The sequence below is a fragment of the Streptomyces sp. TAA486 genome, assembly GCF_000426165.1.
The window spans coordinates 52979-77796 of record NZ_AUEV01000020.1; the positions used below are offsets into that span (position 1 = coordinate 52979).

Sequence of the window (24818 nt, forward strand, 5' to 3'; positions counted from 1 at the left end):
TCAGGTACCCCTTCCGTGGCTATCCAGAGTAACACGGAATCGGGCTCTTCTGAATGGCGTTTTCGCAGGTCAGGCCGCATCTCGGGGCTTGACAAGCGGCCCTGTTACGTGCTGCGGCCAGTCATCTGGAACGGGTATTCGCAGGTCGGGGCACCTCCGAACGCGGATCGAAACACAACGGACACGTCTGAAGAGGGTGCTTCAGAAAGCATCAGCCGTCCGTTTTGTCCTGCTGTAAGTCGTCGCCCGTTCGGCCCTCTTCACCTCTTCACGGACTTTCCCAAGAATTGATCAGCAGTTCCGCTGATCAATTCACAAGCCGTTCGCATTCTTTCCCCGGAAACGTCCTCACCCGGCGCGCAGTCCACGCGCACTCCCGCGTACACACCCGCCCGTACGGCGCGCGGCAGGAGGGCCGGGTGCGGGGCCCCGCGAAGCGCTCGGTAATCTGGCCGCGCCACAGATCAAAAGTATCCGCCCGCAGCCGTCCCGTAGTTCGGCCGCCAGAGCTCGCCCAGGAGTTGCCGCCGCCGTGAGCAGCAGCATTCGACGCGGCACCCTTGCCGCCACAGCCCTCGCGCTCGCCGTCGTCACACTGTCCGCGTGCGCCGCGGGGCACGACGCTCAGACGCTGGAGGTCAAGCCGGACAATGCCGCGGCCTCCGAAGGATCCATCAAGGTCCAGAATGTCGCCATCATCACACCTGACAGCGGGCAGGGTCCCTCTGCCGTGACGGGCCGCATCTTCAACCAGGGCACCAAGGACGAGACCCTCGCTGAGATCACCGTCAAGGGTGCCGGTGCCCGCGTGAAACTCCGCCCCGCGAAGGGCGAGAAGGACCTCACGGTGCCGGCAGGCGGTTCGCTCGCGCTGGGCGGCAGGGGCAACGCCTCGGCCGTGCTGCCCGAGTCCGCCACGGGGACCGTGCAGGACGGCAACGCCCAGCCCGTCTCGTTCGACCTGAGCCGCACCGGCAAGATCTCACTGCGGGCGACGGTCGTGCCCGCTCACGGCGACTACGCGAAGTTCGGCCCGACGGTCGCCCCGTCGCCCAGCACCTCCTCGGGCACGCCTTCCGGCTCGCCTTCGCCCGGTTCGGAATCCTCGTCGCCGTCGGAATCCTCGTCCGAGAACCCGTCGGAGGACGCCGAGCAGTCCGAGCCGCCGGCCGCCGATGACGACGCGGCGGAGGAGCAGGAGGCCGAGCACGAGGCCGAGGGTCACGCCGCGGGGCACTGAGCCGGCCGCGACGCCCGTAAGCGCACATGCGCCTGAGGCCCCGCCCGTACGAGCTGTACGGGCGGGGCCTCAGGCGTTTCGTTCCCGCGGTGTCCAGGGCGGTGTCTACGGCTCGAACTTGTAGCCCAGGCCCCGCACGGTCACCAGGTAACGGGGAGCGCCCGGGTCGGGCTCGATCTTGGCGCGGAGACGCTTCACGTGGACGTCGAGGGTCTTGGTGTCGCCCACATAGTCGGCGCCCCAGACCCTGTCGATGAGCTGCATCCGCGTGAGCACCCTGCCCGCGTTGCGCAGCAGCATCTCCAGCAGGTCGAACTCCTTCAACGGAAGGTCGATCTTGCTGCCGGCGACGGTGACGACGTGCCTGTCCACGTCCATGCGGACGGGGCCGGCCTCCAGGGCCGCCGGGGTGACCTCTTCCGGCTCGCCCTGACGGCGCAGCACGGCCCGGACACGCGCGACCAGTTCGCGCGAGGAGAAGGGCTTGGTCACGTAGTCGTCGGCTCCTATTTCCAGGCCGACGACCTTGTCGATCTCGCTGTCCTTGGCAGTGACCATGATCACCGGGACGTTGGAGCGGCCGCGCAGCTGGCGGCACACCTCGGTGCCGGGCAGCCCCGGCAGCATCAGGTCGAGCAGTACCAGGTCGGCGCCGTTGCGTTCGAACTCGTCCAGCCCGTCGGGGCCGGTGGACGCGACGGCTACCTCGAAGCCTTCTTTGCGCAGCATGTACGACAGTGCGTCGCTGAACGATTCTTCGTCCTCGACGACGAGCACTCGGGTCACGGGAGGACCTCCGGGGCGGTTTCAGGGGCGCGCAGCAGACCGCGCGGCGTTGTGAACGGAGATGGGGAGGGACGGGAAGAGGAAGTGGGAGAGGCAGGGGAAGGAGAAGGGGAAGGGGTTGCGGGGGTGGCACGGGAAGCCGGTGGCGGTTCGCCCGGACGCGTCGCGGGACTGGAGTCCTCGGGCTCGGAGGAACCGCGCAGGTTCCGGTGCTGCTTCGTCGGATCAGCAGGGTCCGCGGGGCCGGTGTCGCCAGGTTCGGCCTGAGCGGCGTGATCGCCCGGGTCGGGCTCGCCGGCCTCGTCCAGGGAGTCCGCCGCCTCCTCGAAGTCCTCCGGCTCCTCGTCGACGTCCTCCGACGGGTTTCCGCCGCGGCGCTCCTGCGACTGCGCACGGCTCCGTCCGGGTCCGCCCTCCGGCAACCGGAGGGTGAACGTGGAGCCCTGTCCTTCGGCGCTCCACACGGTGACCTCGCCGCCGTGCGACGCGGCCACATGCTTGACGATGGCCAGTCCCAGACCGGTGCCGCCGGTGGCACGGGAGCGGGCCGGGTCCACGCGGTAGAACCGCTCGAAGACCCGGTCCTTGTCGCGCTCGGAGATGCCGATGCCCTGGTCGCTGACCGATATCTCGATGAAGTCCCCGCCGGGGGCCGCGACCCGGCGCCCCGCGATGCCGACGCGCGTCCGGGCAGGTGAGTAGTTCACGGCGTTCTCGACGAGATTGCCGAGAGCGGCGGCGAGCTGGCTGCGGTTGCCCCACACGTGGAGCCCGTCGGCGGCGGTCCCGGTCGTGGCCGTCCCGCCTCCGGCACTCGTCCGGCCCGCGACGAGGGCGATCTGCTTGCTGCCCGCGGACTGGCGGCAGCGGTCGATCGCCTCGCCCATCAGCTCGTCCACGCCGACCTGCTCGGAATCGCCCAGCGGGTCGTCGTTCTGGACGCGGGAGAGGTCGATCAGCTCCTGGACGAGGCTCGTCAGCCGCGTCGACTCGTACTGCATGCGCCCGGCGAAGCGCTCGACCGCCTCGGGGTCGTCCGCCGCGTCCAGTACCGCCTCGGAGAGCAGGGACAGCGCGCCGACCGGCGTCTTCAGCTCATGGCTGACGTTCGCCACGAAGTCGCGGCGGACCGCCTCGATGCGGCGGGCCTCCGTCATGTCCTCGACGAGCAGCATCACGAGACGGGAGCCGAGCGGGGCCACGCGGGCGGACACGGCGAGGGCGTCGCCCCGGCCCGTACCGCGCCGCGGGAGGTCGAGATCGACCTGCCGTATCTCTCCGTCCCGCCTGGTCTCTCGGGCCATCTTCAGCATCGGCTCGACGGCCAGCCGGCCGCCACGCACCAGTCCCAGGGCGTAGGCGGCGGAACTCGCCTTGACGACCTCGTCCGCCTCGTCCAGGACGACGGCGGAGGAGCGCAGCACGGACAGCACGGTGTCCACACCGGGCGGCAGAACGGCCTCGGTGTGCAGCGAGGAGCGCGTGGGACGGGCCTGGTCGCGCTCGCTCCAGCGGAACGCCAGCATCGCGATCACGCCGGTCAGTACTCCGGCGATCGCCGCCGCTGCGGCGACCGCCGCGTTCACGTTCATGCCTCAAGGCTATGCGCGCTCGTCGGTACCGCCCCAGGGGAAGAAGGGGACCTCGAACACTCGTCTCCCAGAGTTCACCTCGAGGTCGTGGTCGATTCACCCCGGGGGTCGGCGACAGACGCATTCCGGACGGAGCGTGGGAACCTGAGGCCGGTCCTCCGGGACCCCTCTGTCGAGAGAACATGCGAGGGAAGGACAGCCATGCGTGACGCGTACCACGAGGAGCTGGACTCGATCAGCGACAGCCTGGTCGACATGGCCCGGTTCGTCGGCTCTGCGATCGGCCGCGCCACGACGGCGATGCTGGACGCGGACCTGAAGCTGGCCGAGAGCGTCATCGCCGCGGACGAGAAGGTCGACGACATCCAGCGCGACCTGGAGAGCCGAGCCATCCAGCTGCTGGCGCGCCAGCAGCCCGTCGCGACCGATCTGCGGATAGTCGTCACCTCGCTGCGGATGAGCGCCGACCTGGAGCGCTCCGGCGACCTGGCGCAGCACGTCGCGAAGGTGACGCGGCTGCGGTTCCCCAACTCGCCCGTACCGGGTGATCTGCAGGCGACGCTGCTGGAGATGGGGCAGCTGGCGCAGCGGCTGATGGCGAAGGCCGCAGAGGTGATCATCACGAAGGACATCGACCTGGCGATGCAGCTGGAACAGGACGACGACGCGATGGACGACCTGCACCGCACGCTCTTCCAGCACCTGATGGACGACCGGTGGCACCACGGCATCGAGACGGCCGTCGACGTGACGCTGCTCGGGCGCTACTACGAGCGCTTCGCGGACCACGCGGTCTCCGTGGCCCGTCGCGTCGTCTACCTGGTCACCGGCGACTACGCGGACGAGCTCGACCCGGCAGCCGCGGCGGCCGGCGACGGCACCGCACCGGTCGAGAGCTCCTGAGCGCGTTACGGCCGCGCGATCTCGGGGCACGCCCGGCCTCCTCGTGCAACTACGCGCTCTTTGTGCGCCCGTGGGACGGGCCGGAGAGTGGGAGTGGACCGGGGAGGAGAAGGAGGGAACCCATGGCTGATCACAGCGATCCGGCCCTGTCCCCCGCGCGGTCGGAGGAGAGGCCGTCCCTGCACGTACTGGGGGCGTGCGGGTGCGGTCCGGGATGCGGGTGCGGTTGCCAGTCCGGCGGCCCGTGTCAGTGCGGCGGTTGCTGCGGCTGACAGGGGTACGCCGCTGAGGGCCCTGCCCGGTTCGACGAGGCAGGGCCCTCAGTCCGTGCCGTCGCCGGAGCGGCCCGCGGGGGCAGGGCGCCGTTCAACTCCGAACGGCCGCCGGGGACTTGGGGCGCGGCGGTGCCGCCCTCTTCAGCCGATCCCGTCAACCGGACCACGGCGGCGCCCGCGAAATCCGTGATGAGGAAGGAAACCTCCTCAGCGGAGAACTGCTCCCGCAGAACCCTCGCAAGCACCGCGACCGACTTGACCGGCTGCTCCGCCTGCACCGCCTGCTCCGCCTGCACCGCCTGCACCGCCGCGAGCAGCTCACTCACCCAGCCCATGCTGTCTGCCACGCACTGCGCCCTTCCATCGGGTGCAGGGAGTCATCCGTCCACGGCACCTGTCCGAGGAAGCCTGAGCAGCGACGAGAAAGCTCCCGCTCCTCGGAAGGTTGTCCCGCTCAAGGCCTCACCTCCAATCCGGGCGGCCCGTTGGAGTGAGCCGAGCGACCCGGGCAGGGAGCGCACCCGCAAGGCAGTCACCTCCCTGTATCGGCCGGCAGCCTCAAGGTGGCGCCCTGACGGCCCGGAGGGGGCCCCGATGCGACGACAAGCCCCCTGCTCGCGGAACCACCGCGGGCAGGGGGCTTCATCGAGTCGTACTGCTACTTCTTGCCCTGGTTCTTCACGGCCTCGATCGCGGCCTGCGCCGCCTCGGGGTCGAGGTAGGTGCCGCCGCGGACCACCGGGTGGAAATCGGCGTCCAGTTCGTAGCTGAGCGGGATGCCGGTGGGGATGTTCAGGCCCGCGATGTCCTCGTCGGAGACGCCGTCGAGATGCTTCACGAGGGCGCGCAGGGAGTTGCCGTGCGCGGCGACCAGAACGGTGCGGCCCGCGAGGAGGTCCGGGATGATGCCGTCGAACCAGTACGGCAGCATCCGTCCCACGACGTCCTTGAGGCACTCGGTGCGCGGGCGCAGCTCGCTCGGGACGCCGGCGTAGCGCGGGTCGTCGCTCTGCGAGTACTCGGAGCCGTCCGGCAGCTCCGGCGGCGGGGTGTCGTACGAGCGGCGCCAGAGCATGAACTGCTCCTCGCCGAACTCCTCACGGATCTGCGCCTTGTCCTTGCCCTGCAGGGCTCCGTAGTGCCGCTCATTGAGCCGCCAGGAGCGGCGGACCGGGATCCAGAGCCGGTCGGCGGACTCCAGTGCGAGCTGTGCGGTGCGGATGGCCCGCTTCTGCACGGAGGTGTGCAGCACGTCGGGGAGCAGCCCGGCGTCCTTGATCAACTCGCCGCCGCGGACCGCCTCCTTCTCGCCCTTCTCGGTGAGGTTCACGTCCACCCAGCCGGTGAACAGGTTCTTAGCGTTCCAATCGCTCTCTCCGTGCCGGAGGAGGATCAGCTTGTACGGTGCGTCGGCCATGCGGAGCACCCTACTGGGTGTGTCCGGCGGTGTGTTCGGAGGCGATATCCGGTCACCGCGGTGTGGCTCCCGCGCACATGTGTCGGCGGCCGGTTCGTCCCTACGGTCACGCCATGACCCCCGAGAATCCCGCAGCTGACAAGAGCCCGACGCCTGATCCCGCGTCGTCGAAGCCGGCCTCGCCGGCACCGTCGTCCTCCTCGCCCGCGTCGTCGTCGTCGCTGAAGCGCATCGTCGCCGCCAGCCTCGTCGGCACGACGATCGAGTGGTACGACTTCTTCCTCTACGGTTCGGCCGCAGCCCTCGTCTTCGACAAGCTCTTCTTCCCGAGCTCCGACCCGCTGGTCGGCACGCTGCTGGCCTTCCTCACCCTCGCCGTCGGCTTCGCCGCCCGCCCCATCGGGGCGCTCGTCTTCGGGCACTACGGCGACCGGATCGGCCGCAAGAAGCTGCTCGTGCTGAGCCTGCTGATGATGGGCGGGGCGACGTTCGCGATCGGGCTGCTGCCCACGCATGCCGCTGTCGGCTCGCTCGCACCCGTGCTGCTGACGATCCTGCGCCTCGTGCAGGGCTTCGCACTCGGCGGCGAATGGGGCGGCGCGGTGCTGCTGGTCTCCGAGCACGGGGACGCGAAGCGCCGCGGGTTCTGGGCGTCCTGGCCGCAGACGGGCGCACCCGCGGGGCAGTTGCTCGGCGTGGCCGTGCTGGCGGTGCTGACGGCGCTGCTGTCGGAGGAGGCGTTCCTGAGCTGGGGCTGGCGGGTGCCGTTCCTGCTCTCGGCCGTGCTGGTCGGCGTCGGCATGTGGATCCGGCTCGCAGTCGACGAGACGCCGGTCTTCAAGGAGGCCCGCGAACGCGCCGAGGCCCGTAAGGCGGAGGCCGCGATGAGCGGCGGGGACGCGCAGGTGGAGCGGATGCCGCTGATCGCCGTGCTGCGCTTCCACTGGAAGGACGTGCTCATCGCCATGGGCGCGCGGATGGCGGAGAACATCGCCTTCTACGTCATCACCGCGTTCATCCTCGTCTACGTCACCAAGGAGCTGGGCCTCTCGCAGCAGACGGCCCTCAACGCGGTGCTCATCTCCTCCGCGGTGCACTTCGCCGTGATCCCCGCGTGGGGCGCGCTCTCCGACCGGCTCGGACGCCGTCCGGTCTACATGCTGGGCGCCGTCGGCACCGGTCTGTGGGTCTTCCCGTTCTTCGAGCTGCTGAACACCAAGAGCTTCGGTGCGATGGTGCTCGCGGTGATGGTCGGTCTGATCCTGCACGGTGCGATGTACGCGCCTCAGGCGGCCTTCTTCTCGGAGATGTTCGCCACGAGGCTGCGCTACTCCGGTGCGTCGATCGGTGCGCAGTTCTCGTCGGTGGCGGCGGGCGCTCCGGCGCCGCTGATCGCCACGGCGCTGCTGGCGGACTACGGCAGCTCGACACCGATCGCGCTGTACGTCATCGCTGCCGCTCTGCTCACCATCCTCGCGGTCGCGTGTGCGAAGGAGACCAGCCAGCGCGACCTGACGAAGATCGGCGAGGACGACAGCGCCGACGGCGGGCGGGGCGGCTCGCCCAAGGCCGGGCCGCGGACGCCGCGTTCACCGTCCGACCGCTCCCGCGAGTCGGTGCAGCCGTAGCGCGAGCTGCGTCTCGAGGGCACGTTCCGGGGACTGCCAGTCGTCGCCCAGCAGCCTGGCCACACGCTCCAGGCGCTGGGCGACGGTGTTGACGTGCACGTGCAGTTCGTCCTTCGCGCGTGCGGGGCTCATCCCGCACGCGAAGTAGGCGTCCATGGTGGCCACCAGGTCGGTGCCGCGTCGTGCGTCGTAGTCCAGTACGGGCCCGAGTGTGCGGCGTACGAAGCTGCCCACGTCTCGGCTGTCGGTGAGCAGCATGCCGATGAAGCCGAAGTCCTCGGCCGCCGCGCCCTGTCCGGAGCGTCCGAGCAGCCGCAGCGCGTCCACGCAGCGCCGCGCCTCCGGATAGGCCGCGGCGACGGCTCCGGACTCGGCGGCGGGCGCGGCCACGGGTGCCGATGCGCCGACGGTGACGGGCGCGCCCGCCGAGTGGCCGAGTTCGGCCGCGATCTCGCAGGCGATGCGGGAGGGCGTGTTGTCGGCGCGCAGCGGCAGCAGCAGCACGATCCCGCCGTCCCTGGCGGCGGCCATCCCGTGCCGGGTGACGGCCAGGTGGGAGGCGGCGGCCCACAGGCGCTGCCTGCCGGGGCTCTCCTCCTTCTCCGTGGGGTCCCCATGGCCTTCGAGCCGGGCGCTGAGCAGTACGTGCGGTGCGTCGAGGTCGGCGTGCAGCCGTGCGGCGCGGTCGCGCAGCAGGCGCGGGTCGTGGCTCGTGGAGTCCAGGAGGTCGTCGAGGAGTTCGCCGCGTACGCGCTGTTCGGCCTCGCCGGCGGAGCGGCGTGCGAGCAGCAGCAGGGACGTGACCATGGCGGCGCGCTCGAAGGTGCGCTGGTCGACGGGGTCGAGCACGGGATGGCCGTGCAGCACGAGCGCGCCCAGGAGTTCGCCGCTCGCGGAGACGGCGGTGACCCAGGCGTCGCGGTCCCGCATCGCGTGTCCGGCGCTGCGTGAGCGTTCCACCGAGGGGCGCGCGGACGCGGCGGACGGCTCGACGAACTCGACGCGTCCCGCGAGCACTTCGGAGACGGCGGCGGCCACGTCCGTCACGTCGCCGCCGCGCAGCACGAGTTCGGTGAGCCTGTCGTGCACGTCGCTGGCGCGCTTCATCGTCTCGTTGGCGCTCTCCAGCTCGGCCATCGCGTCGCGGGTCTCGGAGAGCAGGCGTGCGGTGTCGATCGCGACGGCGGCGTGGGCGGCGAACGAGCCGAGCAGCGCGATCTGTTCACGTTCGAAGACGCGCGCGCGGCGGTCGGCGGCGTAGAGGACGCCGATGACGTCGCGTCCGCCGAGCAGCAACGGCACCCCGAGGATGGCGATCAGGCCCTCCTCGCCGACGGCCGCGTCGATGGGGCCGGTGTGCCGGAAGCGCGCGTCCGTCGGGTAGTTGTCGGTGACGTAGGGGCGTGCGGTCTGTGCCACGAGTCCGCCGAGCCCCTCGCCCATGCCGAGGCGCACCTGCTGGAAACGGGCGGAGACCGAGCCCTCGGTGACCCGCATGTAGGTGTCGCCGCGCTCGTGGTCCGTGAGGGACATGTACGCGACCTCGGTGCCCAGCAGCGAGCGGGCACGCTGCACGATCGCCCGGAGCACGTCGTCCAGGTCGCGCAGCCCAGCAAGGTCGTGCACGGTCTCGATCAGCGCCGTCAGCTCGGCCTCACGGCGGCGCCGCCCCTCCAGTTCCGCGCGGATGCGCAGCGCCAGCAGCTTGCCGCTCTCCAGGGCGGCGAGCTCGCCGGAGGGGGCGCCGCCCTCGCGGGCGCGCGCGAGCGGTTCGTCGTACGCCTCGGCGGGCGCACGGCGCGAGAGGAGTTCCAGGTAGGCGGCGTCGGAAGGCCGGGCTTCGGGCATGGTCACAGGCTTACCCGGGGTGGGTGGCGTGACGCCAGGGGCGGATGGTCCGGAGGCGGTCCGGAGCACCGCCGGGCGGGCGGCCCCCGGCGCTGCCCGGCCGTCGATACGGCCCCGTCGTCAGTGTGCGGTCCATCCGCCGTCGAGGGGCAGCGAGGCTCCCGTGATGAAGGACGCCTGCGGAGTGCACAGGTAGGCGACGGATTCGGCGACCTCCTCGGGTTCGAGCAGCCGCTTGAGCGCGGAGTCGGCCAGCAGGATCTCGGAGACGACCCGGTCGGCCGAGATGCCGTGCGCCGCGGCCTGGTCGGCGATCTGCCGTTCCACCAGCGGCGTACGGACGTAGGCCGGGCTCACGCAGTTGGACGTGACGCCGCGCTCGGCGCCCTCCAACGCGGTGACCTTCGACAGGCCCTCCAGGCCGTGCTTGGCCGAGACGTAGGCCGACTTGTACGCCGAGGCGCGCAGCCCGTGCACGGAGGAGATGTTCACGATGCGGCCCCAGCCCTGCTCGTACATCTGCGGGAGCGCGCCCCGTACGAGGCGGAACGGGGCCTCCAGCATCAGCGTGAGCAGCCGGCGGAAGTCCTCGGGCGGGAACTCCTCGATGGGGCGCACCAGTTGGGCACCCGCGTTGTTGACGAGGATGTCGGTGCCGGCCGCGAGTTGCTCGGCGGCGTCGAGCCCTTCCGGGTCGGTGAGATCGAGGGGGTGGGGCTGGACCGAGCCACCCGCGTCCTCGTCCTGCAGGGCCCGCAGCCCGTCGGCGTCGCGGTCGACCACCCGGACCTTGGCACCCGCCGAAGCCAGTCTCAGGGCGCACGCCCGTCCGATGCCGCTCGCGGCACCGGTGACCAGCGCGGTGTGGCCGGTCAGGTCGAGGGCGACGGAGTGCGGGCCGGGTGTCAGCTGCTCGGTCATGCGGCAACGCTAGGTCCGCGTGCGGCGGCCGCCCAATGTGGTGGCGCCACATTCGCGCCCGGTCACCGCTGGACGTACGACACGTTCGGATGCCGGCTGCGGCGCCCCTACGGTCGACAGGTCCCCACGGGACACCCCCCACGGAAGGAGCGCCATGAAAGCAATTCGCTCGAAAGCCGCTCTGCTGCTGACCGCACTGACCGCACTCGCCACCGCGGGGCTCGCCGCCACGGCCGGCGGCGGCACCTCCTTCGCCGCGGACCCGGCCGGAGTCTCGCGTTCGGCGGGCCCGGCCGAGGAGAGAGCCGCGGCCGCCGGCCTGGAGAAGGTCGATGGCTTCGGCTCCAACCCCGGAGCGCTCAGCATGTACCGCTACACCCCGGACGGGCTGCCCGCGAAGGCTCCCGTGGTCCTCGTGCTGCACGGCTGCACCCAGGACGCGGCGACGTACTTCGAGGGCGCCGGCTGGCAGAAGTCCGCCGACGCCGGGGGTTTCTCCGTCGTCGCGCCGCAGCAGGAACAGTCCAACAACATCAACAAGTGCTTCAACTGGTTCCAGTCCGGCGACACCGACCGCGGCAAGGGAGAAGCGCTGTCGATCAAGCAGATGGTGGACCGGACGGTCGCCGATCTGGACGCCGACCCCTCGCGGGTCTTCGTCACCGGCCTGTCGGCGGGCGGCGCCATGACGGCGTCGATGCTGGCCGCCTACCCGGACGCCTTCAAGGGCGGCGCGGTCGTCGCGGGCTTGCCGCACGGATGCGCGAACAGCGTCGCCGAGGCCTTCACCTGCATGAACCCCGGTGTCTCCAAGTCGGCCTCGGCGTGGGGCGACCTGGTCAGGAAGGGCGCCCCCGACCACTCCGGGCCCCGCCCGAAGGTGTCGGTCTGGCACGGCACGGGTGACACGACCGTGGCACCGATGAACGCCGAGGAGTCCGTCAAGCAGTGGACGGACGTACTCGGCGCCGACCAGAAGGCCGACGCCACCGAGGAGTTGCAGGGCGGTACCACCCGCTCCGACTACCAGAACGCGGACGGCGACGTCGTCGTGCGCGGCTTCACGGTGGACGGCATGCCGCACGGCACCCCCGTGAAACCGGACGAGGACTGCGGAAAGGCCGGTCAGCACTTCCTCGACACGATCTGCTCGACCAAGCACATCACCGCTGACTGGGGGCTGGGAGGCTGACGTCAGGTCCCTCCCCGTTCCCGGTGCTCCCCCGGAGGTGAGCCTCTGTGCTCCGGCACCCGGCGCCCGTGCGCACCGGCCCGCTCACACCTCTGGGGGAGCACGCATCTCCGAGTCCGTATGCCCCTGTTCACGCCTCTTCGCGCGCCCGATGCCGGGTGCGCGGAGGGGCGGCGGAGCTTCCCGCGGAGGCATTGCGGAGTTGCGCCTCACACGATGGAACCGGCGCCCGCGCCGTGCGGACGTCATCCACGTGCAGGCATCCTCGGAAGGGAAGCAGATGATCAACCTCGCACGCGCGATAACCACTGCCGGTGTCGCACTCGCGGTCTCACTCGTCGCCGTACCCTCGGCCTCGGCCGTGGTCAGGGAAGCCGGAAAAACGGCAGCCAAGGCCGCGGCTCAGGAACACAAGACGCCGGCTCAGAAGGCGGCCCTGAAGAAGTCGGCAGGGAAGGTCGCCGCACAGAACCTCGCCGCGCGGCCCGTCACCGTCAACGTGTACTACGTGATGGAGGGCGGCCGGGTCATCAGCGAGCAGGGGCCGGGCGACTCCTCGGCCCACGAGGTGGGAAGCAACTCCGGCACGATCGACATGCAGACCCAGAACGAGCCGATCACGACCGGGGACCTGAACGCAGAGCAGAACAAGGGCGACGTCACCTTCGAGGTGGAGGGTTCGGAGCAGGACACGGGCGAGGTCTCCTGAACGCCCCCGGCCCTGTCTCCTGAACGTCCCTGGCCCTCTCTCCTGAACCCTTGATCCCCCCATCGACCCCGGGTCGCACGCCGGGCGGCGCATGACGGACCGGGCCCGCCCTGCCGGTCGTCAGCCGCGTTTGCCGCCGTCCGGTGTGCCTCCCGTCAGATGCGTGAAGGCATCGAGGTTGCGCGTCGACTCTCCCCGCGAGGTGCGCCAGTCGTACTCGCGGCGGATGGCCGACGCGAAGCCCATCTCCAGAAGGGTGTTGAAGGAACCGTCGGCGTTCTCCAGCACCGCCCCCAGCAACCGGTCCACCTCTTCCGGTGTGACCGCGCTCAGCGGCAGCCGGCCCGTCAGATAGATGTCGCCGAGCTTGTCCAGGGCGTAACTCACCCCGAACAGGCGGGTGTTGCGCTCCAGGAGCCAGCGGTGCACGGCCGCGTGGTTCTCGTCCGGGCGTCGCACGACGAAGGCGTTGACGGACAGCGAATGCCTTCCGACGGCGAGCGAGCAGGTCGTGGAGAGTTTGCGCGTGCCGGGAAGCGTGACGACGTATGTGCCCTCCCCGGGGCTCTCCCACTCCAACTCGGCCTCGTTCAATGCCTGTTCGACCGTGCTGCGCGCGCGGCTCAGCGCGCCGTCGCCCCTCGCGGTATCCGCACCGTCCGTGCCCTCGGCAGGTCCGGCGCCCCCGGTGCCAAGGGCGCCCTTCGCATCAGCGTCGGCGTCAGCCATGGGCCGATCGTAGGCGACGGCGCTGATCGTGCATCGCGTCGGCATAGACCTCGAGGGTGTCTGCCGCGGCCGTGTCCCAGCCGAACCCGGCCGCGTGCTGTGCCGCGGCCTCGCCCATGCGCTCGGCGGGCCCGTCCGCAGCGTCCGTGACGAAGTGCCGCAGGGCCCGCGCGTACTCCCGGGGATCGTGGCCGTCGACGAGGAAACCGCTCACCTCGTCCCGCACGGCGACCGGCAGCCCTCCGACCGCCGCTGCGATCACGGGCGTCCCGCAGGCCTGCGCCTCGACGGCCACAAGCCCGAAGGACTCGCTGTAGGACGGCATGACGAGGACGCTGGCGGCCCGGTACCAGTCCGCCAGGTCCTCCTGCCCCACCGGCGGATGGAAGCGCACGATGTCCGAGATGCCGAGCTTCGCGACGAGCTTGTGCAGCCACTCCGGCTTGGCCAGTCCGCTGCCGCTCGGACCGCCCACCACCGGGACCAGCAGCCGGCGGCGCAGCGAAGGCTCGTCCTGTACGAGCAGCGCGGCGGCGCGCAGCAGGATCTCGGGGGCCTTCAGCGGCTGAATGCGTCCCGCGAAGAGGGGGATGACGGCGTCCTGCGGGAGCCCCAGACGGGCGCGGGCCGCGGCGCGTCCGTCGGCGGGCCGGAAGCGTTCCAGGTTGACGCCCGGGTGCACGACGGCGGTGCGGGCCGGGTCGGCCTCGTAGTGCCGGACCAGCTCGTCGGCCTCCTCGGCGGTGTTGGCGATGAGCCTGTCGGCGGCGCGCACGATCTGCGTCTCGCCGATGACGCGGGCGGGCGGCTCCGGGCTGTCGCCCTCGGCGAGGGCCGCGTTCTTCACCTTCGCCATGGTGTGCATGGCGTTGACGAGCGGAACGCCCCAGCGCTGGGCTGCGAGCCAGCCCACGTGCCCGGAGAGCCAGTAGTGGGAGTGCACCAGGTCGTAGTGGCCGGGCCTGTGTCCCGCCCACGCCTGCATCACGCCGTGCGTGAAGGCGCAGAGCTGCGCGGGCAGTTCCTCCTTCGCCAGGCCCTCGTACGGGCCCGCGTCGATGTGCCGGACGAGGACGCCGGGGGCCAGTTCGACACTGGGCGGCAGGGCTGCGGCCGTCGAGCGCGTGAAGATCTCCACCTGGGTGCCGTGCGCGGCGAGCTGCTTGGCGAGTTCGACGATGTAGACGTTCATGCCGCCCGCGTCCCCGGTGCCCGGCTGGTGCAGGGGGGAGGTGTGAACGCTCAGCATGGCGACCCGGCGGGGCCGTCGTGCCGCACCGAGCCGCAGCCGTGGCCGCTGCTGTTGGGGCAGCCTTGTGCGGAGCTGGCCGAGCCGCGCCATGTACTGGCTCACGGACGAATGCCTCCTCAAATGCGTGCCTGCCGCTGCAGGTGCAGCCGGGTGCCGAGGACGCTGCGGCCACACCCGTGCGGCGGGCATGCGTACGCGGAGCCTCCGGCCCTGTCAGCGAGAACGCCGGAGGGGCTGGTTCCCATTTCGGCTTTGCCGAATCGTGACAACGCGGCCGTTCCGAATCGTGAGATCGCAATTCCGTCCGAACGCGACGCGAGGCGGCACCGCACGACGAGCCCGTTCGCCGAACCGCCGCATCGGCCGCGCGCCCCGGCCCCGGGATGTCCCGGGCGACCGGGCCGACCGGGCGCCGGGCGAGCGGTCACCGCCACCCCTGCCGCCCGTTCACCGCCCCGTACGCTCGTGCCATGACCGCCCGCCCGACGCCCCGTTCCGTCGGGAACGTGACGCGCGGGACCACCAGCCCCAACCGGCTGCGCCGCATGGACAGATGGATCGCCGCTGTCCACGCCCCGGTGCTTCGCCGCTCCGTCCCGGACGGCTTGCGGCCCGGGAGCGGTCACCGGCCGCCGGTCGCGGTCGACCTGGGATTCGGGTCCGCCCCGTGGACGGCGGTCGAGCTGATGCAGCGGCTGCGCAAGGTGCGTGCGGACGTGGGTGTCGTCGGGGTCGAGATCGATCCGGAGCGGGTCGCCACCGCGCGACCCTACGAGCGTGACGGGCTCAGCTTCGTTCGCGGCGGCTTCGAGGTGCCGCTGCCGGGTGGCGCGCGCCCCGTACTGATCCGCGCCGCGAACGTGCTGCGTCAGTACGAGGAGGCCGAGGTCGCCCCGGTGTGGGCCCGGCTGTGCGAGCGGCTGGCGACGCCGGACGGTCTTCTCGTCGACGGCACCTGCGACGAGATCGGACGTCGTCATGTGTGGGTGGCGCTGGGGCCCGAGGGGCCGCGCACGGTCACCTTCGCCGCGCGGCTGGCGTCCCTGACGGTGCCGTCCGACCTGGCGGAGCGGCTGCCGAAGGCGCTCATCCACCGCAACGTTCCGGGGGAACCGGTCCACGCCTTCCTGCGTGACTTCGACCGCGCCTGGGCGACCGCTGCCCCGTACGGTGCGCTGAGCGCCCGGCAGCGCTGGATACGCGCGGTGCGGGCACTGGCCGGGGAGTGGCCGGTGACGGACGGGCCGCACCGCTGGCGGCAGGGCGAGGTCACGGTCGGCTGGCGGGCCCTCGCCCCGCGCGGCGGCTGACGGCTGCCGCGTCGCACGGAGGGACCCCGGATGCCTGCGTCAGGCGGCGCTCATCAGCTCGGCACGCCCGAAGAGCAGGGCGTAGCCCGGCGGCAGATCGGCTATGACCTGACCGGTGAGGTCGTCGCCGCACACCTCCGCCAGTACCGCCAGCACCGAGCTGACGTCCCAGCGGGCCGTCGCGGACGTCGCGTCCTGCAGGCGCCGTTCGACCGTGTCCACGAACTCCGGGCCGGTGAGCGGCTTCGTCGCGGGCAGTTGGTACCTCAGCGACTCGGCGGCGGTCGCAGGCAGTCGTTCTGCGACCAGTTCGCGGACCTCGTCGCTCAGGTGGGCGCCGAGTGCCGAGAGAACCAGCCGGGCGACCTGCTTGGTCTCCGCGTCCGTCGTGTACCGGCCGTGCTCACGGACGCGGGCCACGAGTTCGCTCCACTGCATACCTTTTTGTCCCTTTCCCTTCTCGTTGGGCTGACCTGGACGGCCGCTCTCCGTCGTGCCCAGGAGAGCGGCCGGGAATGTGCGACAGAGTCGGAGATCACATGAGAGCCAGGTCTCAGCCGGAGAGCTGCCGGGGGGTCGAACCGCCGCCGCTGATCTCGATCTTGCGGGGCTTCGCCTGCTCGGCCACCGGGATGCGCAGGGTCAGCACGCCGACGTCGTAGGTCGCGTCGATCCGCTCGGAGTCCAAGGTGTCGCCGAGAAAGACCTGGCGGCTGAACTTGCCCACGGGCCGCTCGCCGGCGATCAGTTCCGCGTCCTCCGGTGCCGGCGAGCGGCGCTCGGCATGGACGGTGAGCACGTTCCGCTCGACATCGAGGTCGATGGTCTCGGGTGCGACGCCCGGGAGGTCGAAGTGGATCACGAACTCGTCGCCTGAGCGGTACGCCTCCATCGGCATCCCTGCAGGGCGTGACTGGGTTCCGAAGACCTGCTGGGTGAGGCGGTCGAAGTCCCGGAACGGGTCGGTACGCATGAGCATCACGGTCACTCCTTCCGTGGATTGCACTACGTGCGATGCCATGTGCTTTGTTATATACACCAACCCGAGGAAAGTTGACAACTGCCGACTCAACTAGCGCCGTTGACCAGGTCAGACGGTCTGCTGCGCGGCTTCCCGCTTCTGCGTCGCCGTCCGCTCGCCCTTGATCACCTGCTGCCACGACGTGCCGAACTCCCGCCGTGCCACCTCGGCCTCCTGACGCTGGCCTGCGTGGAGCACCCCGAGCGCGTACGCCGTGGCGGGCGCGATGCGGGGCGTGCGGGCAGCCGCGGCGGCGGCCTCGGCCGCCTCCACCGAGTCGCGGTACCGGTCGAGCGCGGCGCTCGCCGCCCTGAGCAGCTGGTCCGGAGGGTCCGCGCCCGCGGCCCCCTGCTCCCCTCCGCCGGGGCGGACGCCGTCCGAAGGGGTACCGGCCGCGTACAGCACCTCCTGCGCGTAACGGTGGTGCCGCAGCAGGATCCGCACCTCGAACCACGCCGCGTCCTGCCTGCTCTGCAGGTCGTGGCCGCCCCGCGCCTGCGGAACCTCGCGACCTTCCAGCCCGTCCCGCGCCCGCGCCGACGCCCGCGCCGGCGGCGGCAGCGCCTCGACCGCGCGGACGAGACGCTCTCTCGCGCGCTCCGCCAGCGGTACGAGCACGGCACCCGCACTGCCCCGTTCCGCGCCCGGCGCCAGCGGCACCTCGTAGGCCAGCACGGCCACGGCGTCCGCGATCGCGTGGAAGCGCGAGGACACCAGCGTCTCCAGCGCGGCCGAGTGCGCGCGGCTGCGGGCCAGGGTGTGCTGCCGCTCCAGCAGCGCCGCCGCCCGGTCCCCGCCGACTCCCTCCACCGCCAGCCGGTGCAGAGCGGCGAGCAGCCGGGCCTGACGTGCCGAGCACCTGTACTCGCGGGCGAGCGTGCCCGACAGATGGCGAAGCTCACCGCTCAGCTCGTCCGCCCAGGCGGCATCGACGAGCGAGCGGTAGGTGAGGAGGGCGGAGCCGATGCGCCGGGACGCACGCCGCAGCTGACGGACCGCTTCTTCCGCCGCGGCGGCCGTCTGCGCGCTGCCCGCGCTCTCCTGGTGCATGCGCAGGCTGCGCAGGAAGTCGGCCGCCCGGGCGTGCAGACTCCGGCTGAGCACTTCGGCCGGGTCCGCGCTCTCCAGCGCCGCGGGCACGGCGAGCCCGCCCACCTGTCCCGTCACGGTTGCGTCACCCCCTCACCCCGTCGTTCCGAAACTGCGTGTCCCTCAGCCGGGCGCCGGTCCGCGCCGGCGCCTTCGGCGCTCGATCATCGATTCCTGGATGTTGCGCAGCGGACGGCCCTCCGCGTCGTGCGCGTGCCGCGTCCACTCGCCGTCGGGGCCCAGGTGCCACGAGGTGGTGTCGTCGGACATTCCGGTCTCCAGCAGCTTCGCCAGCGTCGCCCGGTGCGCGGCATCGGGAACGCGCACGATCGCCTCGATGCGGCGGTCGAGGTTGCGGTGCATCATGTCGGCGCTGCCGAACCACACTTCGGGGTCGCCGCCGTTCCCGAAGGCGAAGATCCGCGAGTGCTCCAGGAACCGTCCGAGGACGCTGCGCACCCGCACCGTCTCGCTCAGGCCCGGAACGCCGGGGCGCAGCGTGCAGATCCCGCGTACCCACAGGTCCACGGGGACGCCCGCGCGCGAGGCGCGGTAGAGCGCGTCGACCAGGGCTTCGTCGACGATGGAGTTGACCTTGAAGCGCACGTACGCCGGCTCTCCCGCCTCGTGCCGGTGGATCTCCCGCTGGATGCGGGAGATCAGGCCGTCCCGCAGCGAGGTGGGCGCCACGAGCAGCCTCCGGTAGGACTCGCGCCGCGAGTAACCGGACAGCCGGTTGAACAGGTCGGACAGATCCGCGGCGACATTCTGGTCCGCGGTCAGCAGCCCCAGGTCCTCGTAGAGGCGTGCCGTCTTGGGGTGGTAGTTGCCGGTGCCGACGTGCGCGTAGCGACGCAGCGTCTCCCCCTCCTGCCGCACCACCAGCGAGAACTTGCCGTGGGTCTTGAGCCCGACCAGCCCGTGCACGACGTGGCAACCCGACTCCTCCAGCTTCCGAGCCCACTTGATGTTGGCCTGCTCGTCGAAGCGCGCCTTGATCTCGACGAGCACCAGCACCTGCTTGCCGGACTCGGCCGCGTCTATCAGGGCGTCCACGATCGGGGAGTCGCCGGAGGTGCGGTACAGCGTCTGCTTGATCGCCAGTACGTCCGGATCGGCGGCGGCCTGCTCCAGGAACGCCTGCACGGAGGTGGAGAAGGAGTCGTAGGGGTGGTGCAGCAGCACGTCACGCTCGCGCAGCGCGGCGAAGATGTCCGGCGGCTGCGCGGACTCCACCTGCGCCAGGTCGCGCTGCGTGCCCGCGACGAACTTCGGGTACTTCAGGTCCGGCCGGTCCATGGCGTGCACGATCTCGGACAGCCCTGTCAGGTCCAGCGGTCCGGGCAGCGAGCACACCTCGGCGTCGGAGACGTTCAGCTCCCGCACCAGCAGGTCCAGCACGTACGGGTCGATCGGCTCCTCGACCTCCAGGCGCACCGGGGGCCCGAAGCGGCGGCGCAGCAGCTCCTTCTCCAGCGCCTGGAGGAGGTTCTCGACGTCGTCCTCCTCGACCTCCAGGTCCTCGTTGCGCGTCACCCGGAACATGTGGTGCCCCAGCACCTCCATGCCGGGGAAGAGCTCCTCGAGGTGCGCGGCGATGACGTCCTCGACGGGCACGTAGCGGTGCGGCGAGGCCTCCAGGAAGCGGGAGAGCAGCGGGGGAACCTTCACGCGCGCGAAGTGCTGGTGCCCGGTGACCGGGTTGCGCACGACGACGGCGAGGTTGAGGGAGAGCCCGGAGATGTACGGGAAGGGGTGGGCCGGGTCGACGGCCAGCGGAGTGAGCACCGGGTAGATCCGCTGCCGGAAGAGGGTGAAGAGGCGGGCCTGCTCCTTCTCGGTGAGCCCGTCCCAGCGGATCAGGTGCAGGCCCTCCTCGGCGAGCGCCGGGGCGATGACCTGCTGGTGGCAGCCGGCGTGCCGTGCCATCAGCTCGCGCGAGCGCGTCCAGATCTGGTCCAGGACCTCGCGCGGCTGCAGTCCGGAGGCGGAGCGGGTGGCGACCCCGGTCGCGATGCGGCGCTTGAGCCCGGCGACGCGGACCATGAAGAACTCGTCCAGATTGCTGGCGAAGATCGCGAGGAAGTTGGCGCGCTCCAGGAGCGGCACCTCCTCGTCCTCGGCGAGCTCCAGCACGCGTTCGTTGAAGGCGAGCCAGCTGCGCTCACGGTCGAGGAACCGGTCGTGGGGCAGATCGTCCGCCCCGCCGTCCGCCTGCCCGGACGAGGCGTCCACCGGGTAGACGTCCGGGTCGGAGTCGAGGTCCGGATCGAGGTCGGGGAGCGTGCCGCCGGTACGGCCTGTGGGCACGGTGGGCGTGACGGCGTACGCGACGTCGCGGCGGGCGTCATCGCGGCGGGCGTCGTCGTGGCGGGCGTCATCGCGGCGGGCGTCATCGCGGCGGGCGTCGTCGTGGCCGTCCGGGAGAACCTCCGGACGAGGCTCGAACGAGGCGGGGGACTCGGATGCGGCGTGCGAGGTGGGCTCGCTCATCACTCCATTGTTCCCCGCACCGGCGACTGCGGTAGGGGCGCGGAAGCGACGGCCGGGGAGCTGCATTCCGTGATGCTCACAAGCCAGTCTTAATCAGCGGTTACGCGCACATGGCCGCTGGGCGAGCGGCACATCACCGGCACGATCCGCGGGCGTCACGGCTTCCGCACCGGGATCCGGCACGTCACCGCGGCGCCGACCGGGACGGCCGCGACGCTGGTTCCCGCCCGCTTCCGGCGCCCGAGGAGGCGCTCAGCTCTCCGTGCGGTACATCAGATCCGTCTCGTACGTCGTGAAGCCCAGCCGTTCGTAGACGCTGACCGCCGCGAAATTGTCCGCATCCACGTAGAGCATCGCCGTGGGCAGCCCCCTGTCACGTTCCAGATGGCGCAGACCGACGGCGGTGAGGGCCTTGCCCAGCCCGGTGCCCTGGGCTTCGGGAGCCACGCCCAGCACGTAGACCTCGCCGAGCTGCTCCGCGCTGTGCACCTTCGTCCAGTGGAAGCCGACCAGCGCGCCCTCCCGCTCCGCGAGGAAGAACCCGTACGGGTCGAACCAGGGCTCGGCCTTCCTGTCGTCCAGGTCGCGCTGGGTGAGGCTGCCCTGCTCGGGGTGGTGCGCGAAGGACGAGGCGTTCAGCGCCAGCCACGCCGCGTCGTCCTCGCCGGGACGGAAGGTGCGGAGGGTGACCCCCTGAGGGAGCACCGGCTCCGGCAGCTCGGGAGCGGCCGCTTCGTCAGCGGGCGCGCTCAACGGCCGCCGCATCTGGCGCAGTTCGCGGAAGAGGCTGAGCCCGAGCACCTGCGCCAGATGCCGTGCGGCGGGGTGGCCGCCATGCGCCCACACGCGCAGCCGCTTGCCGGACTCCTTCAGCAGCGCCTGCCCGAGCTGACGCCCGAAGCCGCGGCCGCGGTGCGAGGGATGCACCGCGAACTCACCGGTGGGCGGCTCGACGGGGTCGGTGTCCTCGAGCTGTGCGTAGCCGACGAGTTCGCCGTCCTGCCGCAGCAGAAGATGCCGCACGCCGGGGCGCCGTCCGCCGCGCAGCTGGAGCCGGCCCTGCTCGGAGAGAGGGGACTGACCGTCCGCACGGGCCGACTCGTCGATCAGCGACTGCGCGTCCCGCACGACCTCGGCCGACGCCTCGTCCACTACCACCACGTCGCTCATGGGACACGACCTTACGAGACGCGAGCGGCGCTCCACCTCCCGCCCGTCACGAACTCGGCGGTAGGGCCGGAACTGTGTCCGGATCGATGTCCGGTCCGTGACGGGCGGGACCGCGGCCGAGGTCAAGCAGCGGAACCGTAGGGGGACTTGGCGCGCGCCTCGCGCAGCGCGCTCCCCCACCACTCCAGCTGGCGCAGCATCCCCTTGGCGGCGGCCGTGCTGCCCTCCTCGTCGCGGGGGCGGCCGTCCTCGTCGAACCGTTCCCAGGCCATGTGGAAGCTGAGCGTCTCGCGGACGGTGACGGCGTGCAGTTCGGCGAAGACGGGCCGCAGATGCTCCACGGCGCGCTGGCCGCCCGCCATTCCGCCGTACGAGACGAACCCGGCCGGCTTGGCCTGCCACTCGTCGCGGAACCAGTCGATGGTGTTCTTCAGCGGGGCAGGGAAGCTGTGGTTGTACTCGGGAGTGACGACCACGAAGACGTCCGCGGCCGCGAGCCTCCGGGACAGCCCGGTGTGCACGGCCTTCACCGCGGGCGGCAGCGATGTGCCGAACTCCGGGAAGGCGAGGGGCAGTTCGTGTTCCGCCTCGGCGAGGTCGATGACGTCGACGTCGTAGGCGCCGTACTTGCGCGCCTCCTGGGCGAACCAGGCCGAGACGACCGGTCCGAACCGGCCGGCCCTGACGCTGCCGACGATGACGGCCAGGCGCAGCGGTCCGCCCGTCCGCTCCGGCCTCCCGGGGGTGCTCTCCGCGCCTTCCTCGGTCTCCGTCCCGCCCGACGCGTCGGCCGTGCTCGCCGTCGCTGCCCCGCTCGCCGTGTCTGCTGTGCCTGTCATGGGTCTGCTCCCTCTTCTCGGACGCGGCTTCGGGCACGCACGCCGTGACGTGCGGCTGCCGCGAGTGACAGATCCAGGCTCAGACATGAAGTTAAGTTGAAGTCAAGCTTGGCCCTCCGGCCACGGCCCCGTGCCGTCACCGGCCTCCCGATCGGCCTCGTCCGCGGATTCCGGCTCCGGCGACCCCGGCAGGTCCAGCACGGCCACCGTGCCGCCGCCCTCCGCCGGCTCCAGTGCGACCTCGCCGCCCGACTGCCGCGCCGTACGCGCCACGATGGACAACCCCAGCCCCGACCCGGGCAGACTCCGCGCCGACGGCGAGCGCCAGAACCGGTCGAAGACGTAAGGGAGTTCGTCGTCGGCGACGCCCGGACCGTGATCGCGCACCGACAGCGTGCCCTCTCTCAGCACGGCCTCGACGCTGCCGCCGTCCGGGCTGAACTTCACCGCGTTGTCGAGCAGGTTGACCACGGAACGCTCCAGCGCCGCCGGCTCACCGCGCACGTACCAGGGCTCCGTCCGCACCGTGACCGCGATGCCGGCGCTGCGCAGCCGCACGCGTTCCGCGGCCCGTTCGGTGATGTCGTGCAGCGCGATGCCCGCGACGGGGCCGCCGAAGGGCGGCATCTCGCGGGAGAGTTCCTGCAAGTCACCGACGAGCGCTGCGAGTTCACTCATCTGCGCCCGGACCGACTCCAGCAGCGCCCGGCGGTCCTCCCCCGGCAGCGAGCGGCCCGTCTCCTCGCTCCGTACGAGCAGTTCGATGTTGGTGCGCAGCGAGGTCAGCGGCGTACGCAGTTCGTGCCCAGCGTCGGCGATCAGCTGCTGCTGGAGCTCGCGCGAGGAGGCAAGCGCCTCGGTCATCGAGTTGAACGAGCGGGACAGGCGGGCGATCTCGTCGTCTCCCTCGGCGGGGATGCTCACGCCGAGGTCCTCCGTACGGGCGATGTGCTCGACGGCGCCGGTGAGCCGGTCCACTGGCCGCAGCCCAGCCCGCGCCAGCACCACGCCCGCACCCGCGGCCGCGAGCACGCCGGTGCCTCCGACCAGCGCGAGGATCAGGGCGAGGTTCCGCAGCGACCTGTCGGTCTCGGTCAGCGGCCGCGCCACCGAGACGGCCACGTCGGTGCCCTCGACGGGCGTCGTCAGCACCCGGTAGTCGGGCCCGGAGCCGTCCTCGCTGCGGGCGGTGTGCACCGACTCGTCCTGCCGGTGCTCCGCCACGCGTTCGTCGCCCTGCGAGACCTCGACCCTGCTGCCGACGATGACGCAGCTCTTGCCGTGCCGGTCGACGACCTGGACGGTCGCGTCGAACGGGTTCGGAGCACGCTCGTCGGCCGGGGAGCACTGCCCGGAGCTGAGCTGACCGACGACGAAGCTGGGGTCGACGCGGCTGTTGCTGCGCAGCGACTCGTCCAGCGAACCGATCAGCTGCGCCCGTACGAGGAACCAGCAGGCCGTCGCGCACGCCGCCACCGCGAGCGCCACCGTGACCGCCGCGAGCATGGCCAGCCGGGAGCGCAGCGCCGGAGCCGGGAGCCGGGGCCTGCGTTTCGTTCCCGCCGCACGCGGCTGCCTCACGCCGCGTCGTCCCTGAGGACGTAGCCGACGCCGCGCACCGTGTGCACGAGGCGGGACTCACCCCCGGCCTCGGTCTTGCGGCGCAGATACATCACGTACACGTCCAGGGAGTTGGACGACGGTTCGAAGTCGAAGCCCCAGACGGACTTGAGGATCTGTTCGCGCGTGAGCACCTGGCGCGGGTGCGCGAGGAACATCTCCAGCAGCGTGTACTCGGTGCGGCTCAGCTCCACCGTGCGCGGGCCCCTCGTCACCTCCATCGTTCCGAGGTCCATGCGCAGATCGCCGAAGGCCAGCGACTCGGTGCCGGCACGGCCGGGGGGAGCACCGCTCGCCCCCGGTCCTCCGTCGGCGCCGGTGGCCGGGCCCGCCTGCTGCTGGGCGTACGAGGTGCGCCGCAGAAGCGCCCGTATGCGCGCCAGCAGCTCGTCCAGCTCGAAGGGCTTGACGAGATAGTCGTCCGCTCCGGCGTCGAGGCCAGTGACGCGGTCCCCGACCGTGTCCCTCGCCGTCAGCATCAGGATCGGCGTCCGCCTGCCCGTATCGCGCAGGCGGCGGGCGACGGTCAGCCCGTCCATGCGCGGCATCAGCACGTCGAGCAGGATCAGGTCCGGTTCGTAGGACGCCGTCTTCTCCAGGGCCTCGAGTCCGTCCCCGGCGAGTTCGGTCCCGTAGCCCTCGAAGGTGAGGCTGCGGCGCAGCGCGTCCCGGACGGCTGGCTCGTCGTCGACGATCAGCACCTTCATGGCCACCATGGGCTCAAGCCTCGCACCGTGCGAGCGCGGAAGCCGTGTCAGTCGTGTCACAGGGCAGGCCGACGGCC

22 protein-coding genes are annotated in these 24818 nt (G+C 71.4%); 6 read left to right on the forward strand and 16 right to left on the reverse strand.

Going from position 1 to position 24818, the window contains the following annotated elements; all coding sequences use genetic code 11:
- The first annotated feature begins 532 nt into the window (after nucleotides 1-532).
- Nucleotides 533-1240: a copper chaperone PCu(A)C domain-containing protein gene (locus I004_RS0125210; RefSeq protein ID WP_028437775.1), complete on the forward strand. Its 708-nt coding sequence runs from the start codon at nucleotides 533-535 to the stop codon at nucleotides 1238-1240.
- A gap of 105 nt (nucleotides 1241-1345) precedes the next feature.
- Here the strand turns inward: I004_RS0125210 and phoP are convergent, their stop codons facing one another.
- Together phoP and I004_RS35955 are read right to left on the reverse strand one after the other, a co-directional pair.
- On the reverse strand, nucleotides 1346-2026 hold the full coding sequence (phoP, locus tag I004_RS0125215) for a two-component system response regulator PhoP (RefSeq protein ID WP_028437776.1): 681 nt from the start codon (nucleotides 2024-2026) through the stop codon (nucleotides 1346-1348).
- The gene (locus tag I004_RS35955; protein ID WP_028437777.1) at nucleotides 2023-3618 is read right to left on the reverse strand and encodes an ATP-binding protein; all 1596 of its coding nucleotides are present in this window, start codon (nucleotides 3616-3618) and stop codon (nucleotides 2023-2025) included. Before I004_RS35955 ends, phoP begins: the two co-directional genes overlap by 4 nt.
- Before the next feature lie 201 nt (nucleotides 3619-3819).
- On the opposite strand from I004_RS35955, the gene phoU reads away from it, so the two are divergent.
- Nucleotides 3820-4521 (forward strand): phosphate signaling complex protein PhoU, encoded by a 702-nt coding sequence (gene phoU / locus I004_RS0125225; RefSeq protein WP_028437778.1) that lies wholly within the window; start codon nucleotides 3820-3822, stop codon nucleotides 4519-4521.
- Nucleotides 4522-4768: 247 nt separating this feature from the next.
- On the opposite strand, the gene I004_RS39660 is transcribed toward phoU, so the two are convergent.
- Together I004_RS39660 and I004_RS0125235 are read right to left on the reverse strand one after the other, a co-directional pair.
- Complete coding sequence (locus I004_RS39660; protein WP_028437779.1) at nucleotides 4769-5143, reverse strand: hypothetical protein; 375 nt, start codon at nucleotides 5141-5143, stop codon at nucleotides 4769-4771.
- 311 nt (nucleotides 5144-5454) lie between these two features.
- Nucleotides 5455-6213, reverse strand: a complete 759-nt coding sequence (locus tag I004_RS0125235; RefSeq protein WP_028437780.1) for a phosphoglyceromutase — start codon at nucleotides 6211-6213, stop codon at nucleotides 5455-5457.
- 113 nt (nucleotides 6214-6326) lie between these two features.
- Between I004_RS0125235 and I004_RS0125240 the strand changes: the two genes are divergently transcribed.
- Nucleotides 6327-7841 carry an MFS transporter gene (locus tag I004_RS0125240; RefSeq protein ID WP_028437781.1) on the forward strand — a complete coding sequence of 505 codons (1515 nt, stop codon included), beginning with the start codon at nucleotides 6327-6329 and terminating at the stop codon, nucleotides 7839-7841.
- On the opposite strand, the gene I004_RS0125245 is transcribed toward I004_RS0125240, so the two are convergent.
- Together I004_RS0125245 and I004_RS0125250 are read right to left on the reverse strand one after the other, a co-directional pair.
- Nucleotides 7803-9689 carry a GAF domain-containing protein gene (locus I004_RS0125245; RefSeq protein WP_028437782.1) on the reverse strand — a complete coding sequence of 629 codons (1887 nt, stop codon included), beginning with the start codon at nucleotides 9687-9689 and terminating at the stop codon, nucleotides 7803-7805. The two genes, I004_RS0125240 and I004_RS0125245, sit on opposite strands and share 39 nt — an antisense overlap.
- Nucleotides 9690-9809: 120 nt before the next feature.
- Nucleotides 9810-10610, reverse strand: coding sequence for a 3-hydroxybutyrate dehydrogenase (locus I004_RS0125250; RefSeq protein ID WP_028437783.1), 801 nt, complete (start codon nucleotides 10608-10610; stop codon nucleotides 9810-9812).
- 154 nt (nucleotides 10611-10764) lie between these two features.
- Here I004_RS0125250 and I004_RS0125255 point away from each other — a divergent pair, with 154 nt between their 5' ends.
- Together I004_RS0125255 and I004_RS0125260 are read left to right on the forward strand one after the other, a co-directional pair.
- On the forward strand, nucleotides 10765-11802 hold the full coding sequence (locus tag I004_RS0125255; protein ID WP_028437784.1) for an extracellular catalytic domain type 1 short-chain-length polyhydroxyalkanoate depolymerase: 1038 nt from the start codon (nucleotides 10765-10767) through the stop codon (nucleotides 11800-11802).
- Between the two features lie 280 nt (nucleotides 11803-12082).
- Nucleotides 12083-12511 carry a hypothetical protein gene (locus tag I004_RS0125260; RefSeq protein WP_158677095.1) on the forward strand — a complete coding sequence of 143 codons (429 nt, stop codon included), beginning with the start codon at nucleotides 12083-12085 and terminating at the stop codon, nucleotides 12509-12511.
- A 120-nt stretch (nucleotides 12512-12631) separates the two neighbouring features.
- Here the strand turns inward: I004_RS0125260 and I004_RS0125265 are convergent, their stop codons facing one another.
- Both I004_RS0125265 and mshA read right to left on the reverse strand, forming a co-directional pair.
- The gene (locus I004_RS0125265) at nucleotides 12632-13240 is read right to left on the reverse strand and encodes a type III secretion system chaperone family protein (protein WP_078511798.1); all 609 of its coding nucleotides are present in this window, start codon (nucleotides 13238-13240) and stop codon (nucleotides 12632-12634) included.
- Nucleotides 13233-14594 carry a D-inositol-3-phosphate glycosyltransferase gene (mshA, locus tag I004_RS0125270; RefSeq protein WP_028437787.1) on the reverse strand — a complete coding sequence of 454 codons (1362 nt, stop codon included), beginning with the start codon at nucleotides 14592-14594 and terminating at the stop codon, nucleotides 13233-13235. The genes I004_RS0125265 and mshA overlap by 8 nt, the downstream gene beginning before the upstream one ends.
- A gap of 368 nt (nucleotides 14595-14962) precedes the next feature.
- Between mshA and I004_RS0125275 the strand changes: the two genes are divergently transcribed.
- Nucleotides 14963-15802, forward strand: a complete 840-nt coding sequence (locus I004_RS0125275; RefSeq protein WP_028437788.1) for a methylase — start codon at nucleotides 14963-14965, stop codon at nucleotides 15800-15802.
- Between the two features lie 39 nt (nucleotides 15803-15841).
- On the opposite strand, the gene I004_RS35960 is transcribed toward I004_RS0125275, so the two are convergent.
- The 8 genes from I004_RS35960 to I004_RS0125315 form a co-directional block, all read right to left on the reverse strand.
- On the reverse strand, nucleotides 15842-16240 hold the full coding sequence (locus I004_RS35960; RefSeq protein WP_051345416.1) for a DUF2267 domain-containing protein: 399 nt from the start codon (nucleotides 16238-16240) through the stop codon (nucleotides 15842-15844).
- 115 nt (nucleotides 16241-16355) lie between these two features.
- Nucleotides 16356-16781 (reverse strand): Hsp20/alpha crystallin family protein, encoded by a 426-nt coding sequence (locus tag I004_RS0125285; RefSeq protein WP_028437789.1) that lies wholly within the window; start codon nucleotides 16779-16781, stop codon nucleotides 16356-16358.
- Nucleotides 16782-16892: 111 nt separating this feature from the next.
- Complete coding sequence (locus I004_RS35965) at nucleotides 16893-17990, reverse strand: CHAD domain-containing protein (RefSeq protein ID WP_486580270.1); 1098 nt, start codon at nucleotides 17988-17990, stop codon at nucleotides 16893-16895.
- 45 nt (nucleotides 17991-18035) lie between these two features.
- Nucleotides 18036-20405 carry an RNA degradosome polyphosphate kinase gene (locus tag I004_RS35970; RefSeq protein ID WP_486580272.1) on the reverse strand — a complete coding sequence of 790 codons (2370 nt, stop codon included), beginning with the start codon at nucleotides 20403-20405 and terminating at the stop codon, nucleotides 18036-18038.
- Between the two features lie 252 nt (nucleotides 20406-20657).
- Nucleotides 20658-21575, reverse strand: coding sequence for a mycothiol synthase (gene mshD / locus I004_RS0125300; protein ID WP_028437790.1), 918 nt, complete (start codon nucleotides 21573-21575; stop codon nucleotides 20658-20660).
- A gap of 122 nt (nucleotides 21576-21697) precedes the next feature.
- Complete coding sequence (locus I004_RS0125305; protein WP_078511799.1) at nucleotides 21698-22414, reverse strand: NAD(P)H-dependent oxidoreductase; 717 nt, start codon at nucleotides 22412-22414, stop codon at nucleotides 21698-21700.
- Nucleotides 22415-22516: 102 nt separating this feature from the next.
- Nucleotides 22517-23920, reverse strand: coding sequence for a sensor histidine kinase (locus I004_RS35975; protein ID WP_078511808.1), 1404 nt, complete (start codon nucleotides 23918-23920; stop codon nucleotides 22517-22519).
- 71 nt (nucleotides 23921-23991) lie between these two features.
- Nucleotides 23992-24750: a response regulator transcription factor gene (locus I004_RS0125315; protein WP_028437792.1), complete on the reverse strand. Its 759-nt coding sequence runs from the start codon at nucleotides 24748-24750 to the stop codon at nucleotides 23992-23994.
- Between the last annotated feature and the right edge of the window lie 68 nt (nucleotides 24751-24818).

Coding starts and splice junctions, on each gene's coding strand:
- I004_RS35955 (WP_028437777.1), bottom strand. CDS start 3,618: ATGAACGTGAACGCGGCGGTCGCCGCAGCGGCGGCGATCGCCGGAGTA.
- phoU (WP_028437778.1), top strand. CDS start 3,820: ATGCGTGACGCGTACCACGAGGAGCTGGACTCGATCAGCGACAGCCTG.
- I004_RS0125235 (WP_028437780.1), bottom strand. CDS start 6,213: ATGGCCGACGCACCGTACAAGCTGATCCTCCTCCGGCACGGAGAGAGC.
- I004_RS0125240 (WP_028437781.1), top strand. CDS start 6,327: ATGACCCCCGAGAATCCCGCAGCTGACAAGAGCCCGACGCCTGATCCC.
- I004_RS0125245 (WP_028437782.1), bottom strand. CDS start 9,689: ATGCCCGAAGCCCGGCCTTCCGACGCCGCCTACCTGGAACTCCTCTCG.
- I004_RS0125250 (WP_028437783.1), bottom strand. CDS start 10,610: ATGACCGAGCAGCTGACACCCGGCCCGCACTCCGTCGCCCTCGACCTG.
- I004_RS0125255 (WP_028437784.1), top strand. CDS start 10,765: ATGAAAGCAATTCGCTCGAAAGCCGCTCTGCTGCTGACCGCACTGACC.
- I004_RS0125260 (WP_158677095.1), top strand. CDS start 12,083: ATGATCAACCTCGCACGCGCGATAACCACTGCCGGTGTCGCACTCGCG.
- I004_RS0125265 (WP_078511798.1), bottom strand. CDS start 13,240: ATGGCTGACGCCGACGCTGATGCGAAGGGCGCCCTTGGCACCGGGGGC.
- I004_RS0125275 (WP_028437788.1), top strand. CDS start 14,963: ATGACCGCCCGCCCGACGCCCCGTTCCGTCGGGAACGTGACGCGCGGG.
- I004_RS35960 (WP_051345416.1), bottom strand. CDS start 16,240: ATGCAGTGGAGCGAACTCGTGGCCCGCGTCCGTGAGCACGGCCGGTAC.
- I004_RS0125285 (WP_028437789.1), bottom strand. CDS start 16,781: ATGCTCATGCGTACCGACCCGTTCCGGGACTTCGACCGCCTCACCCAG.
- I004_RS35970 (WP_486580272.1), bottom strand. CDS start 20,405: ATGAGCGAGCCCACCTCGCACGCCGCATCCGAGTCCCCCGCCTCGTTC.
- mshD (WP_028437790.1), bottom strand. CDS start 21,575: ATGAGCGACGTGGTGGTAGTGGACGAGGCGTCGGCCGAGGTCGTGCGG.
- I004_RS0125305 (WP_078511799.1), bottom strand. CDS start 22,414: ATGACAGGCACAGCAGACACGGCGAGCGGGGCAGCGACGGCGAGCACG.
- I004_RS35975 (WP_078511808.1), bottom strand. CDS start 23,920: ATGCTCGCGGCGGTCACGGTGGCGCTCGCGGTGGCGGCGTGCGCGACG.
- I004_RS0125315 (WP_028437792.1), bottom strand. CDS start 24,750: ATGGTGGCCATGAAGGTGCTGATCGTCGACGACGAGCCAGCCGTCCGG.